This is a genomic window from Frankia sp. QA3 (assembly GCF_000262465.1).
GTDB lineage: Bacteria > Actinomycetota > Actinomycetes > Frankiales > Frankiaceae > Frankia.
Window position 1 is genome coordinate 5,118,417 of record NZ_CM001489.1, and the last position, 18,845, is coordinate 5,137,261.

18 protein-coding genes and 1 pseudogene are annotated in these 18,845 nt (G+C 72.7%); 6 read left to right on the top strand and 13 right to left on the bottom strand.

Annotated elements, in window-relative coordinates:
- Positions 1 to 55: 55 nt before the first annotated feature.
- Positions 56 to 1,204: an acyl-CoA dehydrogenase family protein gene (locus tag FRAQA3DRAFT_RS21080; protein ID WP_009741074.1), complete on the bottom strand. Its 1,149-nt coding sequence runs from the start codon at positions 1,202 to 1,204 to the stop codon at positions 56 to 58.
- 268 nt (positions 1,205 to 1,472) lie between these two features.
- Complete coding sequence (locus FRAQA3DRAFT_RS21085) at positions 1,473 to 2,357, bottom strand: SAM-dependent methyltransferase (protein ID WP_009741075.1); 885 nt, start codon at positions 2,355 to 2,357, stop codon at positions 1,473 to 1,475.
- A 211-nt stretch (positions 2,358 to 2,568) separates the two neighbouring features.
- On the opposite strand from FRAQA3DRAFT_RS21085, the gene FRAQA3DRAFT_RS21090 reads away from it, so the two are divergent.
- Positions 2,569 to 4,296 (top strand): DEAD/DEAH box helicase, encoded by a 1,728-nt coding sequence (locus FRAQA3DRAFT_RS21090; protein ID WP_009741076.1) that lies wholly within the window; start codon positions 2,569 to 2,571, stop codon positions 4,294 to 4,296.
- A 39-nt stretch (positions 4,297 to 4,335) separates the two neighbouring features.
- On the opposite strand, the gene FRAQA3DRAFT_RS21095 is transcribed toward FRAQA3DRAFT_RS21090, so the two are convergent.
- From FRAQA3DRAFT_RS21095 to FRAQA3DRAFT_RS21130, 9 genes are all read right to left on the bottom strand, one after another.
- A complete protein-coding gene (locus FRAQA3DRAFT_RS21095; protein WP_009741077.1) occupies positions 4,336 to 5,466 on the bottom strand; it encodes a thiolase family protein in 1,131 nt (376 codons plus the stop codon).
- The gene (locus FRAQA3DRAFT_RS21100) at positions 5,463 to 5,906 is read right to left on the bottom strand and encodes a Zn-ribbon domain-containing OB-fold protein (protein ID WP_009741078.1); all 444 of its coding nucleotides are present in this window, start codon (positions 5,904 to 5,906) and stop codon (positions 5,463 to 5,465) included. The genes FRAQA3DRAFT_RS21095 and FRAQA3DRAFT_RS21100 overlap by 4 nt, the downstream gene beginning before the upstream one ends.
- A 231-nt stretch (positions 5,907 to 6,137) precedes the next feature.
- Positions 6,138 to 6,260, bottom strand: a complete 123-nt coding sequence (locus FRAQA3DRAFT_RS38125; protein WP_009741079.1) for a hypothetical protein — start codon at positions 6,258 to 6,260, stop codon at positions 6,138 to 6,140.
- Between the two features lie 45 nt (positions 6,261 to 6,305).
- Positions 6,306 to 6,650: a glyoxalase gene (locus FRAQA3DRAFT_RS21105; protein ID WP_009741080.1), complete on the bottom strand. Its 345-nt coding sequence runs from the start codon at positions 6,648 to 6,650 to the stop codon at positions 6,306 to 6,308.
- A 1-nt stretch (position 6,651) separates the two neighbouring features.
- Positions 6,652 to 6,840 carry a CopG family transcriptional regulator gene (locus FRAQA3DRAFT_RS21110; RefSeq protein ID WP_009741081.1) on the bottom strand — a complete coding sequence of 63 codons (189 nt, stop codon included), beginning with the start codon at positions 6,838 to 6,840 and terminating at the stop codon, positions 6,652 to 6,654.
- A gap of 62 nt (positions 6,841 to 6,902) precedes the next feature.
- The gene (locus FRAQA3DRAFT_RS21115; RefSeq protein WP_009741082.1) at positions 6,903 to 7,658 is read right to left on the bottom strand and encodes a TetR/AcrR family transcriptional regulator; all 756 of its coding nucleotides are present in this window, start codon (positions 7,656 to 7,658) and stop codon (positions 6,903 to 6,905) included.
- A gap of 93 nt (positions 7,659 to 7,751) precedes the next feature.
- Complete coding sequence (locus FRAQA3DRAFT_RS21120) at positions 7,752 to 8,849, bottom strand: hypothetical protein (protein ID WP_009741083.1); 1,098 nt, start codon at positions 8,847 to 8,849, stop codon at positions 7,752 to 7,754.
- Entirely contained in the window at positions 8,846 to 9,706 is an 861-nt protein-coding gene (locus FRAQA3DRAFT_RS33440) for a hypothetical protein (RefSeq protein WP_009741084.1), read from the bottom strand. The genes FRAQA3DRAFT_RS21120 and FRAQA3DRAFT_RS33440 overlap by 4 nt, the downstream gene beginning before the upstream one ends.
- Before the next feature lie 174 nt (positions 9,707 to 9,880).
- Positions 9,881 to 10,534, bottom strand: coding sequence for a TetR family transcriptional regulator (locus FRAQA3DRAFT_RS21130; RefSeq protein ID WP_009741085.1), 654 nt, complete (start codon positions 10,532 to 10,534; stop codon positions 9,881 to 9,883).
- A 107-nt stretch (positions 10,535 to 10,641) separates the two neighbouring features.
- Here FRAQA3DRAFT_RS21130 and FRAQA3DRAFT_RS21135 point away from each other — a divergent pair, with 107 nt between their 5' ends.
- From FRAQA3DRAFT_RS21135 to FRAQA3DRAFT_RS21145, 4 genes are all read left to right on the top strand, one after another.
- Positions 10,642 to 11,256, top strand: a complete 615-nt coding sequence (locus tag FRAQA3DRAFT_RS21135; RefSeq protein WP_009741086.1) for a nitroreductase family protein — start codon at positions 10,642 to 10,644, stop codon at positions 11,254 to 11,256.
- Between the two features lie 91 nt (positions 11,257 to 11,347).
- Positions 11,348 to 11,737 (top strand): hypothetical protein, encoded by a 390-nt coding sequence (locus FRAQA3DRAFT_RS21140; protein ID WP_009741087.1) that lies wholly within the window; start codon positions 11,348 to 11,350, stop codon positions 11,735 to 11,737.
- 285 nt (positions 11,738 to 12,022) lie between these two features.
- Entirely contained in the window at positions 12,023 to 12,397 is a 375-nt protein-coding gene (locus FRAQA3DRAFT_RS35300; protein ID WP_157467541.1) for a hypothetical protein, read from the top strand.
- Positions 12,398 to 12,407: 10 nt separating this feature from the next.
- The gene (locus tag FRAQA3DRAFT_RS21145) at positions 12,408 to 13,796 is read left to right on the top strand and encodes a hypothetical protein (protein WP_051054423.1); all 1,389 of its coding nucleotides are present in this window, start codon (positions 12,408 to 12,410) and stop codon (positions 13,794 to 13,796) included.
- Between the two features lie 18 nt (positions 13,797 to 13,814).
- On the opposite strand, the gene FRAQA3DRAFT_RS21150 is transcribed toward FRAQA3DRAFT_RS21145, so the two are convergent.
- Positions 13,815 to 16,010, bottom strand: a complete 2,196-nt coding sequence (locus FRAQA3DRAFT_RS21150) for a tetratricopeptide repeat protein (protein WP_009741088.1) — start codon at positions 16,008 to 16,010, stop codon at positions 13,815 to 13,817.
- Positions 16,011 to 16,256: 246 nt separating this feature from the next.
- On the bottom strand, positions 16,257 to 16,931 hold the full coding sequence (locus tag FRAQA3DRAFT_RS21155) for an NIPSNAP family protein (protein WP_009741089.1): 675 nt from the start codon (positions 16,929 to 16,931) through the stop codon (positions 16,257 to 16,259).
- Between the two features lie 276 nt (positions 16,932 to 17,207).
- Here FRAQA3DRAFT_RS21155 and FRAQA3DRAFT_RS36200 point away from each other — a divergent pair.
- Positions 17,208 to 18,845, top strand: a pseudogene (locus FRAQA3DRAFT_RS36200) (hypothetical protein); the annotation flags it as partial.

Consider the following 18,845-nt stretch of genomic DNA (forward strand, 5'->3'; position numbering starts at 1 on the left):
CGAGCGGGGAGGGGTCGCCGACCAACGCCAGGTTCGCTCCGGAGTCATCCAGGGCTCAGAAGCCGAGGCTGCGTCCGATGATCTCTTTCATGATCTCGTTGGTGCCGGCCCAGATCTTCGTGACCCGGCCGTCCATCCAGGCCTGGGCGGCGCGGTACTCGGTCATGTAGCCGTATCCGCCGTGGAGCTGCACGCAGGCGTCCAGGACGGCGTTCTGAACCTCGGAAGACCACCATTTCGCCTTCGCCGCGTCCACGGCGGACAGCTTTCCCCGGCTGTGGGCGGCGACGCACGAGTCGACGAACGCCTGAGTGACGTCGATCTTCGTGACAAGCTCCGCCAGCAGGAACTTGTTGTGCTGAAAGCTGCCGATGGAGGCGCCGAACGCCTTGCGCTCGGCGACGTAGTCGAGCGTTTCGCCGAGAATCTGGGTGGCGTGGGCGATGCTGGAGACGGCGACGCTGATGCGTTCCTGCGGAAGCCGCTGCATCATGAGCGGGAATCCGTGGTCGACCTCGCCGATCACCGCGTCCCCGGGCACCCGCATGTCGGTGAAGAAGAGCTCGGCCGTGTCGGATTCGGGCTGGCCGACCTTCTGCAGCTTGCGGCCCCGAGAGAACCCCGGGGTGTCCGCCGTGACACCGAACAGCGTGATGCCGCGGGCGGACTTCGCGGCTGGGTCGGTCCGCGCGGCGAGCACCACGAAGTCGGCCGAGTAGCCGTTGGTGATGAAGGTCTTCGACCCGTTGATGATCCAGTCCGAGCCGTCCGCAACCGCGGTCGTCCGCAACGCGGCCAGGTCGGAGCCGGCCGCCGGCTCGGTCATCCCGATCGCGGCGACCATCTCGCCCGAGCAGAACGCCGGCAGCCAGCGCTTCCTCTGCTCCTGCGTGGTCAGGTCCGCCACATAGGGCGCGACGATGTCGGTGTGGACGCTGAAGGACGACGCGACACCGGCGCTGACCTTGGACAGCTCCTCGACCCATACGGCGTTGAAACGGTAGTCGTGGACGTCGCTGCCGCCGTGCTCGTCGGCGACGCCAAGGCCGAGGAAACCCGCGCGGCCCGCCTCGTGCCACACGTCACGCGTGATGACCCGGTCCGCGGTGAACTGGCTGTAGCCGGGCCGGACGAACCGCTCGACGAACGCGCGCACCGACTCCCGGAACAGCTCGTGATCTTCCTCGTACAGCGTGCGTTCCACGTCCGACCTCCCCACTGTTCCGGGTACCGCCCGCCGCGGGCCCGCGCCGACGCGACGCCACGGGGAACCGAAAACGATCTCCATCCGCGATGGTGATAGCTTACTAAGTAATACACGACTTCGGCGCCTGTCGCAGTGGAGCGCGACCATCGGCGGAGGCCATCGCCGACTACCTCGCCGCGGCCCGCGGCAGCGAGCCAGGCCCCGGCGGTGCGACAGGGACGTAGATGCGACAGGGACGTAGAACGGTGGGCGCCGCCGTGCTCGTCTAGGGCTTTCTCGCGAGTCCGCCGTAGATGTGGACGTGCGCGTCGTCGGGAGCGGGCTCCTCCGGGTCGGGGTGCCAGTGGTGGACGAGCACGACCCCGGGGTCGAGCAGTTCCAGGCCGTCGAAGAGCCGTTCCACCCGGGCCTTGTCCCGGGCGACGGTGGGGATGCCCGCCGCGTTGTAGGCGGCGACTCCCACGTTGACCTCGTCGGGGGCGCTGTCGGCGGTGGCCGTGGACAGGGCCAGCAGGCTGCCGGCGGGCAGCGGGGCCAGGAGCCGGTCGATGATCCCCTGGGCGACCTGGTCGTCGACGATGAAGTGCAGGATGGCCAGCAGACTCACCGCGACCGGCTCGCGCAGGTCGAACAGCGCGCGCAGCGGCTCGGACTCCAGAATGGCGTCCGGATCGGTGAGGTCCGCGTCGAGGTAGTCGGTGCGGCCCTCGGGGGTGCTGGTGAGCAGCGCGCGAGCATGGACCAGGACGATCGGGTCGTTGTCGACGTAGAGGATCCGCGCGTCCGGCCGCACCTGCTGGGCCACCTCGTGCAGGTTCGGCGAGGTCGGGAGGCCGGTCCCGACATCCAGAAACTGACGAAGGCCGTGCTCGGCGGCGAGGTGACGGGCCAGCCGGGCCATGAAGGCCCGGTTTGCACGCATGGATGTGGGCAGATTCGGCCAATCCTTGGTAATTGCTCCGGACGCCGCCCGATCGGCCGGGTAGTTGTCCTTACCACCGAGAAGGTAATCGTAGATCCGGGCCGAGTGAGCCACGTCCGTGCGCAGGTCGACTGCCTTCCCGCCCGGAGTCCTCGCCGCCGACGTTCCCGCGGCGCCGCCGTGATCGTCCACCGTTCCCCCCACCCGAACCGACCGCGGAGTCCCCATCGGACCGTTTCCGTCCCGATTCTTACAGGAGTGCGGCTCTCCCGGGCGGTTGGGCCGGATGCGGCGGGGCAATCGGCGGCGACGTTGCCGGCCGGGCGCCCCCCTGGCCCGGCTCGCCGCACCTGCGCGCGGCAAGCGACTACCTTCGGAGCAGACCCGCCGGCACCTGCGCGGATGTCCGGATCACACGAGTCGCGGTAGGGGGATGCGCATGAGCTCGACCACTGGCCCGGACCCGGCGAAGGGGCCGGACCCGGCGAAGGACGTGGATGACGCAGGGGACGTGACCGGCTTCGCCGAGCTGGCACTGCGGCCCGGGCTGCTGCGCAGTCTCGCCGCCCTCGGGTACGAAGAGCCGACGCCGATCCAGCGGGAGGCCGTTCCGCCCCTGCTGACAGGCCGCGACCTGCTCGGTCAGGCGGCGACCGGCACCGGGAAGACGGCCGCGTTCGCGCTCCCCCTGTTGAACCGCCTGGCGGATGCCCGCGACGGTGACCATGGCCCGCAGGCCCTCGTGCTCGTCCCGACCCGGGAGCTCGCCATCCAGGTGTCCGAGGCGATCCACCGGTACGGTCGGGATCTCGGCGCCCGGGTCCTGCCGGTGTACGGCGGGGCGCCGATCGGCCGGCAGGTACGCGCGTTGTTGCAGGGAATCGACGTCGTGGTCGCCACGCCCGGACGCGCGCTCGACCACATGGGCCGCGGGACGCTCCGGCTGGACGACCTCGACACCGTCGTCCTCGACGAGGCCGACGAGATGCTCGACATGGGCTTCGCCGACGACATTGAGGCGATCCTGGAGCAGGCGCCGGAAGGTCGCCAGACCGTGCTGTTCTCGGCGACGTTACCGCCGCGCATGGACGAGATCGCCCGCCGCCACCTGCGCGATCCCGTCCGCATCCAGATCGCCCGCGCGGCGCAGGAGCCAGGCGCGACGCCCCTCGTCCGGCAGGTCTCCTACATCGTCCCGCGGGCGTACAAGACGGCGGCGCTGGGCCGCATCCTCGACGTCGAATCACCCCGGTCGGCGATCGTCTTCTGTCGCACGCGGGAGGAGGTCGACCAGCTCGCCGACTCTCTCAACGGCCGCGGCTACCGGGCCGAGTCGCTGCACGGCGGGATGAGCCAGGAGCAGCGGGAGCGGGTGATGGAAAAGCTGCGCACAGCGACGGCCGACCTGCTGGTCGCGACCGACGTCGCCGCCCGCGGCCTGGACCTCGAGCAGCTCACCCACGTCGTGAACTACAGCGTCCCGTCGGCGCCCGACTCCTACGTCCACCGGATCGGGCGGGTCGGGCGGGCCGGCCGCGAGGGGGTGGCCATCACCCTGGCGGAGCCGCGCGAGCACCGGATGCTCAAGACGATCGAGCGGGTGACCCGGCAGCGAATCGCGGTCGAGAAGGTGCCCACCATCGCCGATCTGCACGCCCGGCGGCTGGAACTGACACGTGCCGCGCTGCAGGAGAGCCTGCTCGAGGACGACCTGGAGCGGTTCCGGGTCGTCGTCGAGACGCTCACCGACGAGTTCGATCCCATGGAGATCGCGCTTGCCGCGGTGAAGCTCGCCCACGACGCCAGCTACGTGCCGGACGGCATGGACGACATCCCCGACCTGCCGCCGACGACCGGCGGGCGCAACGAACGGGCGGGACGCGACGGGGCCGGCCGTCGCGACCGGCGACCACCGAGCGGCGGCATGGCCCGGTTGTTCGTCGGTGCGGGCCGCGGCGCCGGCGTCCGGCCCCAGGACCTGGTCGGCGCGATCACCGGGGAGACCCGGTTGTCGGGCCGCGACATCGGCGCCATCGAGATCGCGCAGCGGTTCTCGCTGGTCGAGGTGCCCGACGGGGCAGCCGACGACGTGATCGCGTCGCTGCGGGGAACCACCATCAAGGGTCGTCGGGTCGCCGTTCGCCGCGAGCGCCAGGACAGTCGGTAGCGCCCGCGGCGGGCGAGCGCGGGCTGGAGGACCTGCCGCCTACGAGCCGGTGAGCAGCATCGCTCCGCTGAAGGGGCCGACCGCGTTGGTCCACACGGCGACCTCGGCGTCGGCGACCTGGCGATCGCCCGACTGGCCGCCGCGCAGTTGCCGGGTCGCCTCGATGCAGAAGTTCGCGCCGTGGCGGCGGCCCACGTTGCAGGCGCCGCCGTCGGTGTTCGTGGGCAGCGCGCCGGTCAGGCTCGTCCCGCCGCCGCTGACGAACGGGCCGGCCTGCCCCGGCTCGCAGACCCCCAACGCCTCCAGCCACTGCAACGTGATGACGCTGAAGCCGTCGTACAGCTGGGCGCAGTCGAGGTCGGCGGCGGTCAGGTCGGTGTTGGACCACAGCTGGCGCAGGCAGTGCACCGGCGACGTCCGGACCATGTCGGGCAGCAGCTCGAAGTTCATGTCGTGGATCGCGGAGAGCGCGGTCGCCTCGACGAACACCGGCTTCTGGCGCAGGTCGCGAGCCCGCTCCTCGGTGGTGAAGATGACGGCCGCGCCCGAGTCGCAGGGGTAGTCGCAGTCGAGCAGCCGCAGCGGCTTGCTGATGTAGGGCGCGGCGAGGTAGTCCTCGACCGTCAGCGGCTCCCGCATCAGCGCCTCGGGATTGTTCGCGGCGTAACCGCGCTGGGTGACGGCGAAGTTCGCGAAGTCCTCCTCGGTCGCGTCGGACTCGTGCAGGTAGCGGTTGGTCAGCAGGCCCGCCCACTGCGCCGGCATCAGGTCGCCGAACGGGTGCTGGAACTGCGCGTCGAAGGCCATCCCGGTCCCGCCGGCCCACAGGTTGGCCCGGCTCGGCTGCTGCAGGATCACCCGCATGGCCACCACCGTGTCGGCCTGGCCGCTCGCGACCGCGTGGGCGGCGTGGATGGCCGGGCTGATGAAGGCCGGCGAGATGCCGACGTCGAGGTGCCAGCGCAACGGCGAGAAACCGAGCATGTGCGCGAAGTCGATCGGGTTGCCGCCCCAGGTGGTCAGCCCGTCGATGTCGGCGGATTCGAGACCGGCGTCCGCGAGGGCGGCCCGCGCGGCCTGGGCGGCGTGGTGGCGTTCGCTCAACCCCGTGCGCCGCCCGGCGTCGGAGTAGCCGACACCGACGATGGCGACCCGGCGCCCGCCCCTCACGCGGGGCTCCCCGCGGGCACGAACACCGGGATCGTGAGGTCCGGGGAGAGGTCCTCGAAGGTGACCTCGACCGGCATCCCGAACCGCACGTCGGGCTCGGCGATCCCCACCAGGTTGGACAGCATCCGCAGGTCGGCCTGCTCGGCGAGCTCGATCGACGCGAGCAGGTACGGGACCCGGTCGGCGAAGAACGGATGGAACGCCCGGCGCGTCTCGGTGTAGCTGTACACCGAACCCCGCCCGGACACCGGCTCGAACTCCAGGCGGAAGGAGCCGCAGCGTCGGCAGACGGGTCGCGGGAAGTGGATGAACAGACCGCAGTCCTGGCAGCGCTGGAGCTCCAGCCTGCGCTGGCGCGCCGCGGCCCAGAACGGCGCGCTCAGCGCGTCGATCACCATCTCAGGGGGCGCGGGACTCGCTAAGTCTGCCTGCTGCGTCATGCCGGCTTCGTCCTCTCGGGCTGGAACAGCCCATCCTCGGGCGCCGGGGGCGGCTCGGCCTGGGACCGGGAGACCACGGCAGCAACCACCCCGTCCGCGCACCGAAAGGCCGCCCATGCCGATCGTGACCGACGGCGGCGTTGTCGGCACTTGCTCCCACCAGCACCGTAGTTCGGTGCGTCGTTGCCGAGCAAGCGGCCGCCGCGGCGCGGTGGCGCCGACGCACCGGCGTCAGAGCGCCAGCTGCTCCACGCCGACCCCGACGGCCTCGTAGGTCACTGCGGCACGCCGATCCAAGCTCAGCAGGGTCGCCCGGTGCTCGGCGGCGGTGAAGGCGATCAGGGCGTCCTCCACGGGCGGCGAGCGGGACGGCGGCCCAGCGCTGTCGTGGGTGCCCGGTCAGCCCTTGACCGGGGCCTGGAGGCTCCAGATGCGTCCGTCGGGGTCGCGGACGGTCATCTCCCGAGTCCCGTAGTGGGTCTCCTCGAACGGCGTGACCACGTCGAGGGCGGAGTCGGGGCGGAAGGCGTCCGCATCGGCCACCGTCAGCACGACCTGCACCTGGGGCTCCCGGTCCGCGGGGACCTCGGCGAGGAAGACGTAGGGACCGCCGCCGCCGCGCAGCAGCCCGGAACCGTGGTCGGTCGCGAACTCCAACTCGAAGCCGAGGGACCGGAAGAACCCGGCCGCCCGCCCCCAGTTGTGGGTCTCCACGAACACGCCCTCGATGCCCTCGGTCGCCATGTCAGATCCCCTTCCCGGACGCCTGCCCGCGCTGGTCGCGGATGTCGTCGTGGGCGTCGAGGTAGGTGCGCAGCGCGTCGGCGACCAGTGCCGACAGGGACAGCTCCGACTCGATGGCGTGATGCTTCACCCGCTTGATCAGCCCGATCGGCAGGTACACGTTGAACTGCTTGACGTCCTCATCGCCCACGGGACGATGCTAGCATCCTAGCCAGGATGGCCGCCGCGGGTGCTGCGGCCGTCGATGACGGCTCACCGGTCGGCCACGTGGTACCTGCCGGCGATCCCGGTGGCGAGCAGCTCCAGGCCCAGCCGGAAACCCCGCTCGTCGACTCCCAGCACGCCGTCGATGTCGGCCAGCCGGCTGAGCTGGGGGTACTCGTCGGCCGGCAGCTGCCTGCCGGGGGTCTGCGCCGCGGCGGGGGCACGGGCCGCGGCGGCGGTGGCCGCGGCACCGGTGGCGGTGGCCCGCGCCGCGTGCTCGAAGGCGACGAAGGAGCGGGTGTAGTTGAAGCAGACGTTGTAGACCTCGGCGGCATCGGCCAGGGGCAGGCCGGCGCGCAGCAGCAGCCCGATGCCGGTGTCGAGCCGGCGGAGCTGGGCGGGGGTGAGGGCCGCGCGGATCACGAACGTGGGGGCGTAGAGCACCACCTCGCGGTAGACCGAGAAACTTTCCATCAGGTCCCGGTAGGCGGTGAAGTAGGTGATGAGCTCGTCGCGCCAGGGCCCGTCCCCCGCGGGCGGCAGCTGGCGGTGCAGGTCGGACATCGCCTGGTCCGCCAGGGCCGCGAGCAGGTCGTCCTTGGTGTCGAAGTACCGGTAGACGCTCATCACGCCGCAGCCGAGGCGCCGGGCCAGCGCCGGCATGCTCAGCCGGGCGAGGCCGTCCTGCGCGACGAGGTCCCGCGCAGCCGCGAGAATCTCACCGCTGCTCAGCGAGCCGCGCGCCCGCCGGCGTCGCCCGACGGTCGGTTGGGTGCCTTCGGCAGATTCACGCACGACGGCCATTGTCGCGGCCCCGCCCGAAGGCCGTGCCACGCCTGACGGCCACGTCGGGCGGGCGGGCTGCGGGCGGGGCCACAGGTCGGGCGGGGCCACAGGTCACGGGCGGACGAGCCGGGTCTGGGTGATCGTCGTGCCCCAGCTGTGCAGCGCGGCGCCGTGCAGGCCACCGAGGCCGCCGGCGACCATCACGATGACGTCCTCGGGCCGGCGGGTGAGCGGGACCCGGCCGCGCGCGTCGACCCACCCGATCTCTTCGTACTGGCGCTGATGCTGGCGCGGGAACTCCGACAGCGGGATCGAGGCGTGCTCCCACAGGATGCGGCGCACGTCGTCGACCTCCGGGTAGGCCTTGCCGATGAGGGCGGCCCAGACCGGGTTGAGCGCGATGACGACCTCGGCGAACGAGAGCTGGACGAGGTAGCCGTTGGCACCGGGATGGGCCAGCGCCCGCCCGACGAACTCGAGCAGCACGTCGGCGTCGGTGGCCACCACCTCGCAGATGTTGGCCGTCCCCATCGTGCCGAACGCCGTCACCGCGTCGCCCGGCACGCCGCGGCGCTGCGCGAGCGGCGCCCACGGCGAGCGTTCCTCCCACTCCCCGAAGACGATGCCGCTGACCCGGCCGGGCTGGCCGAACGTGCTCTGCGAGGTGACGCCGACCCGCTGGCCGGCGACGTTGCGCATGACCAGCTGCAACGCGCGCCCGATCGACGCCGCCCGCCCGTCCGCCCCGCCGAGGCACCCGGCGCCGAACGGGATGCCCAGCGCGTGCCGCTGCGCGCCGTTGACGATCAGGGCGGTCGTCACCGACCCGGTCGTCGCGTTCAGGGCGTGCAGCTCGTAGCCGGGGTCGGCGACGGCCTCCACCGCGGCGCGTAGCAGCGGCAGCGCGGCGGCCGGCGCGCCGGCCATCACCGCGTTGACGGCGAGCTTCTCCGCGGTGACGGCGGCCCCGGACGGCGGCAGGACGCCGATCACCTCGTCCGGCGGGGTCCCCCACTCGGCGAGGTGGCGCGCCACCCGCTCGGCCGTCGGCGGCACCAGCGGCAGCCCGTCGCTCCAGCCGCGCTCGCGCGCGAGGGCGTCGAAGGCCTCCTGGTCGGCGGGGACCTCGTGGACCACGCTCGACAGCACCGGGGTTGCGGCCGTCGCCGTCGCCGTGGCTGTGGTGGCTGTGGTGGCCGTGGTGGTCAACGGACGACCGCCCCGATGGCGTCGAGCAGGGCCGGGAACGAGGAGCGGGCGTGCGCGCGCACCTGCTCCTCGGGCAGGGTGTTCAGCGACGAGGGCAGCTCGACCAGGCGGAGCCCCGGCCGGCCGTTGTCGGCGGCGAGGGTGCGCGCGAGGCCGACGAAGTGCTCGGTGACCGCGACCACGGTGGGCAGCCCGCGGTTGAGGGCGTTCAGGCCGTCCCTGACGCTCCACGAGGTGCACGAACCGCAGTTGGCCAGGCCCGAGACGACGGCGTCGACGCCGCCGACGAAGGCGTCGTACTCCGCCTGCTTGCGCTCGCCCTCGGCGCCCTTGAGCCCCTGGGCGCGCCGCCACGTCGTGACGACCGCGCCGGCCCGCTCCAGCTCGGCGATCCACTCGTCGACGGTCTGGTCCCACGCCTGCCACAGGACGTCGACCCGCACCCCGATGCGCCGGCCCCGCAGCGAGCCGAGATCCGGCCCCGGGTCGGCGTCACCGGGCACGACGCCGCCGGTGGGATCCAGCACGGTGATCGACGAAAGCGCCGGGCCGGCGGGTGCGACGCCGCCGTCACCGGCGGGGACCGGCTGGCGGGAGTCGTCGATGCGCACCACCGTGAGGCCGGGCAGGGCGCTGCGCAGCCGGGCCTCGACTACCTGCCGTAACTGGTCCGGCGGGAGGGCGCAGTTGTCCCCGCAGTCCGCGTCGTCGAGGTTGAACGACAGGTCCACCGTGCCGGTGCGCTCGTCGACCGCCCCGAGCGTGAGGGTGCCGCCCTCGCTGCCCAGCATCGCGGCGAGCTCGGCGACGGTCCGCGCGACCGAGGCGCGCCGCACGCCCTGCACCAGGCCCGTCATGCCGTGACCCGATCGCGGGGCGGCCGGCGGCCCGCGGCCCCCGTCGTTACCGATCCGTCCATGGCGTCATCCCATCGTCGTCCGGGGAGTGGAGGCGCTTAGCGTAAGCCTTACGCTAAGGGTCGTCCAGGAGAATCGGTCGACGGCGCCAGGCGTCGTCACAGCCCGGAGGCGTCACAGCCCGGGGGCGGGGGCGGCCGGGCGCAGGCCGTCGATGAAGAGGTCGAGCTCGGGGCCGAAGTCCGGCCGGCATTCATCGGCCGCCATGACGGGCAGGATGAGCCGCAGGTGCGGTAGTTCCTCGCTGCGCGCCGCCGTGCGCAACCAGTCGTCGATCAGGTCGGCCTGGTGCGTCTGCACTCCGGCCGGGCTCGCTGTCTGAACCAGGACCGCGCCGAACAGCAGCCCGGACAGCGACCGGTAACGGCGCACGGCGGTCGGCTCGTCGAGCCCGGCGTCGAGAAGCGCGCCGAAGAACGCGTCGATGACGCGCAGCGCTCGGACCGAACGCGGGTCGGCCTGGTTGGCGACCACCGCCCGGGCCACGACCGGATGGGCCGCGAACGCCGCGAACGTGCTGTTACCCAGCAACCGCAGCCGCTCGTCCCAGGCGAGCGCGGGATCGGGCAACGGGACGGACTCGAACACGCGTGCCGCGATGCCGTCGAGCAGATCACGCTTGTTCGCGACGTGGTTGTACAGCGACATCGCCTCCACCTCGAGCTCGGCCGCGAGCCGGCGCATCGTCAGACCGGCCAGGCCACGCTCGTCGGCAAGCCGCAGCGCGGCGTCGAGAACCGTCCGCCGGCTCAGGGTCTGACGCGGCACGGATCGCCTCCGAAAAGAGGTTGGCGGAGCATTGGTCGGCGGGCGTGATATTACAGTACTTACTCTGTAAGCTTACGGGATAAGTATTGGCTTCAGTGGAGGATTCCGTGGACGCCGAAACCCTGCTCACCACGACCCGCTCGGTCCGCCGCAAGCTCGATCTGGACCGGCCGGTGGAACCCGAGGTTCTGACAGACTGCCTGCGCATTGCCCAGCAGGCCCCGGCCGCCGGCGTGCTGCGCTCAAGCCTGCGCTGGATCGTGGTTCGCGACCAGGCGCTGCGGGAGAAGATCGCGGAGCCGATCCGGGAGCTGGGCCGCGAGTCCCAGGCGAAATACGGGCACCTGGTGGACGCCCGGACGCTCGCCTCGGGGAAGTACCTGATCGACACGCTGCACCGCGTCCCGGTGCTGGTCCTGCCCTGCATGCAGGGCCGGCCCACCGGCGACAACGGGGCGCTGACCGCCTTCTACGGCTCGGCCTACCCGGCGATCTGGAGCTTCCAGCTCGCCCTGCGCGCCCGCGGCCTCGGCAGCACCATGGTCGGCTATCACCTGGTCGGCCGCGAGCAGGAGGTCGCCGACATTCTCGGCATCCCCGCCGACGTCACCCAGATCTCGCTGCTGGCCGTCGCCTACACGACCACCAGCACCTTTCGCCCCGCCGTCTGGCCCCCGGTCGAGGACATCACCTACCACGACGGCTGGGGCCGCCCGGCCTAGCGGAGTGCGTTCTCGCCGCCGGCATAACGCCGAGACGACCCAGTCCCGAAATACCCGGTTCGCCGGCGGCCGCCGGCGGTATGGTGCGGCGATGGATCTCGATCCGTTGAGCGTGCCCGCACTGGCCGCGGTGCTCTCCGCCGTCCTGGCGGGGACGACGAGCGAGGCGGGCAGCGCCGCCTGGCGCGCACTGATCGGCCTGGTCCGTCGTTCGTTCGGTGTGGGCCCGATTCAGGAACGGATAGTTCGCGATGATCTGAATTCCGCCGACGTCGACGTGCTGGCACGGGAACTGTCCGAGCGGGCCGGTTCCGATCCGGCGTTCGCGGCGGCACTGCGGCGCTGGTCGGCCGAGGCGTCCGCCTTCACCGGAAAGGACGACAGCGTGACCAATCAGATCGGTGGCGAGGCGGTCCTCGAGGGCGACGTGGTCCAGGCCCGCGACATCTCCGGGCCCATCACCTTCGGCAGTCGGGGGTAACGGCTCGTCGCCGCCGGATCGGCCCACCGCGTGGGGAACAGCCCCTACGCCCGACTTCCGGCCGGGGCCAGATGTCCCGGGCCAGCAACAAGGCACCCGCCCGGGCGACATAGATTGTCCATCGGGAGTGTGCCGAGCACGGACGGCACGCAGCGCTCGGCCGGCAGGTCGCATGGGCCGGCCGGACTGCGTCGAGGAGAGGTGATCTCCATAGATCAGCGGTGGCTCCAGGCCCTCCTCGGGCCGGAGGGAGTCTCCCGGTCTACGCGGGTCGCCTCTCACACAGTGCTGGTCGTCGTGCACACCGTCACGACGCTCACCCGGCTGCTGGACGTTCTCCCAGCCTTTCTCGGCGACACCCGCCTGCGAATTCTGTACACGGTCATCGACGGGTCGCCGTTCGGGCCCGGTGCGGCGGAGTTTCTGGCCGACATCGGTGCCCGGGTGATTCCCTGGGAGAGCGCGGTGGCCAACCATTTCGATCTGGCGGTGGCCGCGGGCCGCAGCGGCGACCTGCATCTACTATCCACTCCCCTGGTCGTCATTCCACACGGCGCGGGATACAATAAGTACAGGAAACAGGAAACAGGAAACAGGAAACAGGAAACAGGAAACAGGAAGGCAGGTTTATGGGTTCGCGCACGATCAGCTCGTCCATGACGGGCGCGTCGTGCCGACCGCGATCGTGCTCTCCCACGCCGAGCAGCTGAACCGGCTGGGACGCAGCTGCCCGCAGGCCCTTCCCGTCGCGGTCGTCGCCGGTGATCCCTGCTATGACCGGATGCTGGCCAGCCGACACCGCCGCCGCGAGTACCGTGCCGCGCTGGGCGTCCACCCCGACCAGAAGCTGATCGTCCTGACGTCGACCTGGGGGCGGGGGTCGCTGCTGGAGCAGGCGGTCGAGCTGCCGGCGCGCATCGTCACCGATCTGCCGATGGACGAATACCGGGTGGTCGCGGCGATCCATCCCAACGTCTGGGTCCATCACGGCGCGTTCGAGGTGCGGCGCTGGCTGGCCGAGGCGATGCAGGCCGGGCTGCTTTTGCTGCCGCCGCGGGAGGGCTGGCGCGCCGCGCTCGTTGCCGCCGACCTGGTCGTCGGCGACCACGGGTCGGTCGGCGTGTACGCCGCGGCGCTGGACCGGCCGGTGCTGCTCGCCGCGGGTGATCCCGCCGAGGTGGACCCGGCCGGATCCACGGCCCGGCTGCTTCGCCTCGCGCCCCTGCTTGCACCGGCCTACCCGCTGCGGCGGCAGATCGACGACGCGATCGGCGGGCATGACCCGGGCCGCTATGCCGAGCTCGCCGCCGGCACCTTCGCCCTGCCGGGCGAGTCCCTGGCAGCGCTGCGCTCCCTGCTGTACAGGCTGCTGCGGCTGCCGGAGCCTCGTCGGACGGTCCGGATCAGGAGTGTCGATCCGCCCGAACCGGAGGGGCGGGCCCCGACCGCCGCGCTGGTGTCGACCGAGATACGGGTGCAGGCGGCCACCGGCGACCTGGCTGTCGCAGTCAACCGGTTCCCGGTCGCGGACCTGCCAGGACACTACGGTCCGCCGGACGCGGACGTGCATCTGGCGGTGGACGTCGCCGAGTCCGACCTCGGGATGCTCGAGAGCGCCGACGTGCTGCTGCGACGCACCCCGACGGCGGGCTTCCCCGCCGAGGAGTGGACGGCGAGCGTCCTGGCCGACTACCCGGGTTGCCGCGTCGCCGCCGACGTCACCGCCGCGGGCCGCTGCCTGTTACGGCTGCGCCACCGCTCGGCGCCCCAGGTCGGACCCGCCCAGCACGACGAGCAGTCCTACCACGACGAGCAGCTGTACTACGACGGGCAGGTGTACGAGGTCAGGCAGGTCGATCAGCCGGGTGGGCCGCCGGCGTGGTCGGCGGGCCCGGTGGCGGCCGAGATGCTCGCATCCGCGGTCTACGCCTGGGTGGTCGGCGGTCGGCCGCTCGACGCCCTGGCCCGGGGGGTCGACGTCCGCGTCGGCGCGCTGCGCACGCGGATCATCGCCGGCCCGCGGGACGGTGACGCCGACCCGCCGCGCCGGGCGTCCTGACCGGATGTGACGACAAGGTCAGGATCCGGGCTGCTCCCCGTGAAGCAGCCGCCACACCTGCTCCGCGCGCGGGCTCCCGGCCTCGGCGAACGTCGCGAACGCGGCCTCGAGGTGCGCGCGCCACCCCGTCTCGTCGCCGGCGCGGCGCGCGACGTCCGCGAGCAGTTCCTGCGCGAGCGCGACCTGGAACGGGATGTCCCGCCGCCGCATGATCGATGACGCCTCGCCCAGCGCCCGCTCGGCCTGCGGGTACCGTCCGAGGTCGCGGTGGGTCTCGCCGAGACTGATCAGCACCCGCGCCTGGTTGCGCTCGTCACCCACCGCCGCGAAGCCGGCAAGGGCCTCGGCGAAGACGTCGACCGCCTCGTCCTGGCGGCCCGATCGGCTCAGCGCCCGGCCCAGGTGATGCGTCTGCAGGGCGACTCCGCGCGCGTTGCCGATCTCGGCGTTCACCGCCCTGGAGCGTTCGAACGACGCGATCGCCGCCGGGTACTCGCCCTGCTCGAACCGGGCCCGCCCGCTGAACTCCACGACCGACGCCTCCAGCCGCCGATCCGCCGCGGCGCGGGCCAGCGGCAGCGCGGCGTCGAACTGGGCATGCGCCTCGTCGTAGCGCTCCAGCTCGACGAGGGCCCGGCCGAGCTGGCTGCGCATCCTGGCCTCGGCGGCGGCGTGGCCGAGGCGGCGCGCCGACTCGACCGCCAGTTCGTGGGACTCGATCCAGTCGCCGTAATGCTTGCGGTTGTAGTAGAAGGCCCACAGCGCCTCGCACAGAACCCAGACGGCGGTATCCCAGCCGCGCCTCGCCGCCACCCGCACGCAGCCCAGCAGGTTGCGTCGTTCGGCCTCGAACCAGCGCAGCGCTGCCGCCGGGTCGGCGAACCCGCCGAACTCGGCCGTCGCCTCCGCCAACCACGGATGGTCCGCCAGCCGCAGCCGCGGCCCGAGCACCGCCCGATCGGCGAGCACGGCGCGGCGCAGATACACCTCGACCATCCGGCGCAGCAGGCCGTCGCGGTCCTGCGCGGGATCGTCGATCTCGGCGCGGCGCAGCGCGTGCACCCGCACCAGCTCGGGCAGGCGGTAACGCCCCTCGGTCTCGTCCGCGTCGACGAGGTTGGCCAGCACGAGCAGATCGAGCGTCTCCTCCAGCATGGCGATCGGCTGCCCCAGCGCCGCCGCGAGGAGCGTGCCGTCGAACTCCGGCCCCGGGTGGACGCCCAGCACGCGGTACAGCACCTGGGCGTCCTCGGGAAGGTCTCCGTAGACGACCTCGAAGGCGGCCTCGATCACCCGCTCCCCGTCCATCGAGAAATGATCAAGGCGGCGCCGTTCGTCGCGCAGGCGCTCGGCCACGGCTGCTATCCGCCGCCGCGGCCGCGCCCTGAGCTGGGCGCCGAGCACCCTCAGCGCGATCGGCAGGCCCCCGCACAGCCACACCACCTCGGCGACCGCATCCGGCTCCCGGCGCACCCGATCGGCGCCCACCATCGCACCGATCAGCTCGGCCCCGTGGTCGGCGTCCAGCGGGCCGAGCGTCACCAGCTCGGCGCCGTCCCGCAGCAGGCCCTCCAGCCGCCGGTGGCTGGTCACGACCACCACGCTCTCGGCGGACGCGGGCAGAACCGCCGTCACCTGCGCCGCCGTCGTCACGTCGTCGAGCAGGATCAGCAGGCGCCGCCCGGCACTACGCTGCAGGAACTCGCCCTGCAATCGGCTGAGCCGGGCCGCCTCGCCCGCACCCACGCCCGCATCCGCGCCCAGCGAGCCGTCCGCCCGCCGCCGCGGCCCGCCATGGTCGTGCGGGTCGCCGCCCAGCGCCTCGATGAACTGCTCGAGCACCTCGCTGACGTCGACGGCGCCGCGCCGCGACTGCCGGCCGAGGTCGACGTAGAGCTGGCCGCCGTCGAACCTGTCCCGGATCTCGTGCGCCCACCGGGCCGCCGCCGCGGACTTGCCCACCCCACGTAGGCCGCTGAGCACGACGACCCGGGGGCTCGGCACCTCCTCGAGCCGCCCGACGACGTCGTGGAACACCGCCCGCTCGGCCGCCCGGTTCACGAAGACGGCCGTCGCGGCGGGGAGCTGTCCGGGCACGACCGCGGCGGGCACCGCGGCCCCGTGGAAGTGGATCTCGCCGATATCCCGGGCCTGCACGACGTCTCTGCCCGTCCGGCCGGATATCTCGTTGCGCTGCGCCCCCGCGTCACCCATGCAGACCGCCACCCGCCGGCACGCCACTGCCCTCGGCCAGGCCAACTCCCGATCACTGCCACCACCGCAACCGTCCTGCTGCGGAAGGTGACAGTGCGGGACACAATCTATCCCGTCCCGCCCGGCCAGTCCCGATTCGGCGGGAACGGGCACGACGGCCTACGCGTCCTCCCATCGAGCAGCACAGCGAGAGAGTCAGCGCAGCGAGAGAGTCAGCGCAGCGAGAGAGTCAGCGCAGCGAGAGAGTCAGCGCAGCGGGGAGAAGGCGGTGGGCCAGGCCATGATGGACTGGGCGGCGAGGATCTGCTCCGGGGCGCCGGCCGGGGGCCAGATGCCGCGGGCGGCGAGGTCGCGGCGGATCGCGACCCGCTCGTCGAGGCTGGGGAACGGCCAGATGTGGACGATGCGCGCCGGGCCGTCGAGCGCGTACATGGCGACGGTCAGCGGGTCGATGACGTGGCGGGCGGGCAGCGCCCCGCGCCAGGCCTCGATGGTCGGCGGCAGGCCGCCGGGGCGAAGGTGGTAGTCGCGGATCTCGTAGACCCTGCCGAACTCGCCGGGGCGGACCGGGGGGACGAACGGGAAGGGCGCGAAGCTCGCCAGAGAGAGGTCCGTGACGACGCTGCCGGTGCCGGCGCCGAACGGGGCGGTGGACAGGCGGGCGCGGGTCCGCTCGGCGGCGAGCTCCCCGTCATCGTCGAACGACCGCAGGACGAACAGCCGGCCCAGCGGGCCGTGCTCGGTCTGCCAGCAGCCCAGCAGGCGACCCCGCGCACCCTCGCCCTCCACCCAGGGCAGCACACCCGCGGCGGCCCGCTCGCCGTCGAGCAGGCCGAAGTGCAACGTGGCCAGCTCGTAGCGAACGGCCTGCTCGGCGGCGCCCAGGTCGGCTCCGGTGATGACGTCGGGCTCGGTCGGCACAGTTCCTCCGTGCGTCGAAGATGGTTGTCTGCCAGGACGGACCACCACACTGGCCGAACGAGCCCGGACACGCCCTCTTTCCAGCTCGGTTCCAGCTCGTTTCCGGTGGCACCGTGGCTTCGGTCGGACCCGCCCGGCCGAAGCCGCAGCTCGAGTCGGCCACGACCACGATCCACTCAAAGGATCTTCACCCGCAAATCGCCGTCACTTTCCGCAACGTGTAACAATCGGTAAGTAGGACACGCTGGACACGGACGCGTTGAGGGAAGGAGCTCGTTGACCCCGACCCCGACCCAGGTCCAGGCACCGGTCGCCGCGCGGTGGCGGCCGTCGCGGGCGGGAATCCTCAACGTCTACCAGTACGGCGACGAGACGCTGCACTTCGCCGGCGGGCGCCTGCTGCTGCGGGGGGTCAACGGGTCCGGCAAGTCGACGGCGATGAACATGCTGCTGCCGTTCCTGCTGGAGGCCGACACTCGCCGGATCGACGCGGCCGGCGAACAGACCGGCGTCCTGCGCTCGTGGCTGCTCGCCGACAACGAGGAGACCCAGCGGACCGGCTACCTGTGGATCGAGTTCGCCCGGCCGGACGACGAGGTCCCCGGCGGGGTGCGCTACCACTGCTTCGGCTGTGGCATCCGGGCGAACCGCAGCACGGACCGGGTCACCCCGTGGTGGTTCTCCACACCGCGGCGCGCTCGCATCGACTTCTCCCTGACTGTGGATCGCATCCCACTCACCGCTGAGGCGCTGCGCGCGGAGCTCGGGTCGCAGGCCGTGTTCGCCCGGGCGGCGGAGTATCAGGCCGAGGTCTCCCGCCGGCTGTTCGGCGGCGCGGACCCCTCCGGCTACCTGGCGCTGCTGCACCAGATCCGCAACCCCCGGGTCGGTGACCGCATCGACACCGATCTGCCGCAGCGCCTGCGCGAGGCGCTGCCACCCGTGCCCGAGGACGCGGTCGCCGATGCCGCCCAGCCGCTGGAGGACCTGGAGGACCACCGGCGCAACGTCACCGCGCTCGAACAGACCGACCGGGCCCTGGGCAGCCTGCTCGACACCTACCGCCACTACGGCCGCCGGGTGCTGCGGGCCGCCGCGGACGAGGCCGCGAGCGCGGTCGGCGCGGCCCGTTCGGCGGCCCAGCAGCGCGGGCGGCTACGCACCGCGGCCGAGGCTGCGGCCGGCATCGAACGCGGGCTCGCCACCCGGGTCGAGGAGCTGGAACGGGAGAAGGCCACGGTGGCGGCACGCCTGGCCGGGCTGCGCAACTCCGCCGCCTACCGCGACCACCAGGCCCTGCTCGCCCGGGACCGGCACGTCGCGGATCTGGGCCGGCAGGCGGGGACGCTGGCCGGGCAGCAGGCGACCGCGCAGCGTCGGGTCGCCACGGCCACGACGGCGGTGTCCGCGCGGCGCCGCCGCGTCGACGAGGATCTCCACCGCGTCCACTCCGGGTTGGTGGAGGTCGCCCGGCTCGCCCGGCCCGCGGCCGTCGAGCTGCGCCTCCCGCAGCCCCCGGTGCTGCGGGTCGAGCCCGACGGCGGCGGGGTGGACGGGCCGGTGCCGGGCGAGGACCCGCTGGCCGGCTTCACCCTCCGGCCGGCCGGGGACGCGCTGCGGCAGCGCCGGGAGGATGTGCGCATGGTCGTCGAGTTGCTACGGACGGCCCAGCAGGCCGACGCCGCGGCCGCGACCGCGAACACCGCCGCCGAGACGGCGCGCGGCGACGCCGAGCGGGAGCGGGACCGGGCCGCGGTGGCCCGCGGGGACGCCGAGGAGGCCGGCGAGCGCCATCGCGCGGCGGTGCTGGAATGGTCCGAGCGGTTCGCCGCCCTGCTGCGGTCGGTGCCGCCGGCCGAGCCGGGCGGCGCCGAGGGCTGGCTGGCCGTGCCGCCCGCGCCCGATCCCGGCGGG

What these genes read in the sequence shown, in the direction of transcription:
- FRAQA3DRAFT_RS21085 (WP_009741075.1), bottom strand. Translation starts at nt 2,357, where the DNA reads ATGGGGACTCCGCGGTCGGTTCGGGTGGGGGGAACGGTGGACGATCAC.
- FRAQA3DRAFT_RS21090 (WP_009741076.1), top strand. Translation starts at nt 2,569, where the DNA reads ATGAGCTCGACCACTGGCCCGGACCCGGCGAAGGGGCCGGACCCGGCG.
- FRAQA3DRAFT_RS21100 (WP_009741078.1), bottom strand. Translation starts at nt 5,906, where the DNA reads ATGACGCAGCAGGCAGACTTAGCGAGTCCCGCGCCCCCTGAGATGGTG.
- FRAQA3DRAFT_RS21105 (WP_009741080.1), bottom strand. Translation starts at nt 6,650, where the DNA reads ATGGCGACCGAGGGCATCGAGGGCGTGTTCGTGGAGACCCACAACTGG.
- FRAQA3DRAFT_RS21115 (WP_009741082.1), bottom strand. Translation starts at nt 7,658, where the DNA reads ATGGCCGTCGTGCGTGAATCTGCCGAAGGCACCCAACCGACCGTCGGG.
- FRAQA3DRAFT_RS33440 (WP_009741084.1), bottom strand. Translation starts at nt 9,706, where the DNA reads ATGACGGGCCTGGTGCAGGGCGTGCGGCGCGCCTCGGTCGCGCGGACC.
- FRAQA3DRAFT_RS21140 (WP_009741087.1), top strand. Translation starts at nt 11,348, where the DNA reads ATGGATCTCGATCCGTTGAGCGTGCCCGCACTGGCCGCGGTGCTCTCC.
- FRAQA3DRAFT_RS21150 (WP_009741088.1), bottom strand. Translation starts at nt 16,010, where the DNA reads ATGGGTGACGCGGGGGCGCAGCGCAACGAGATATCCGGCCGGACGGGC.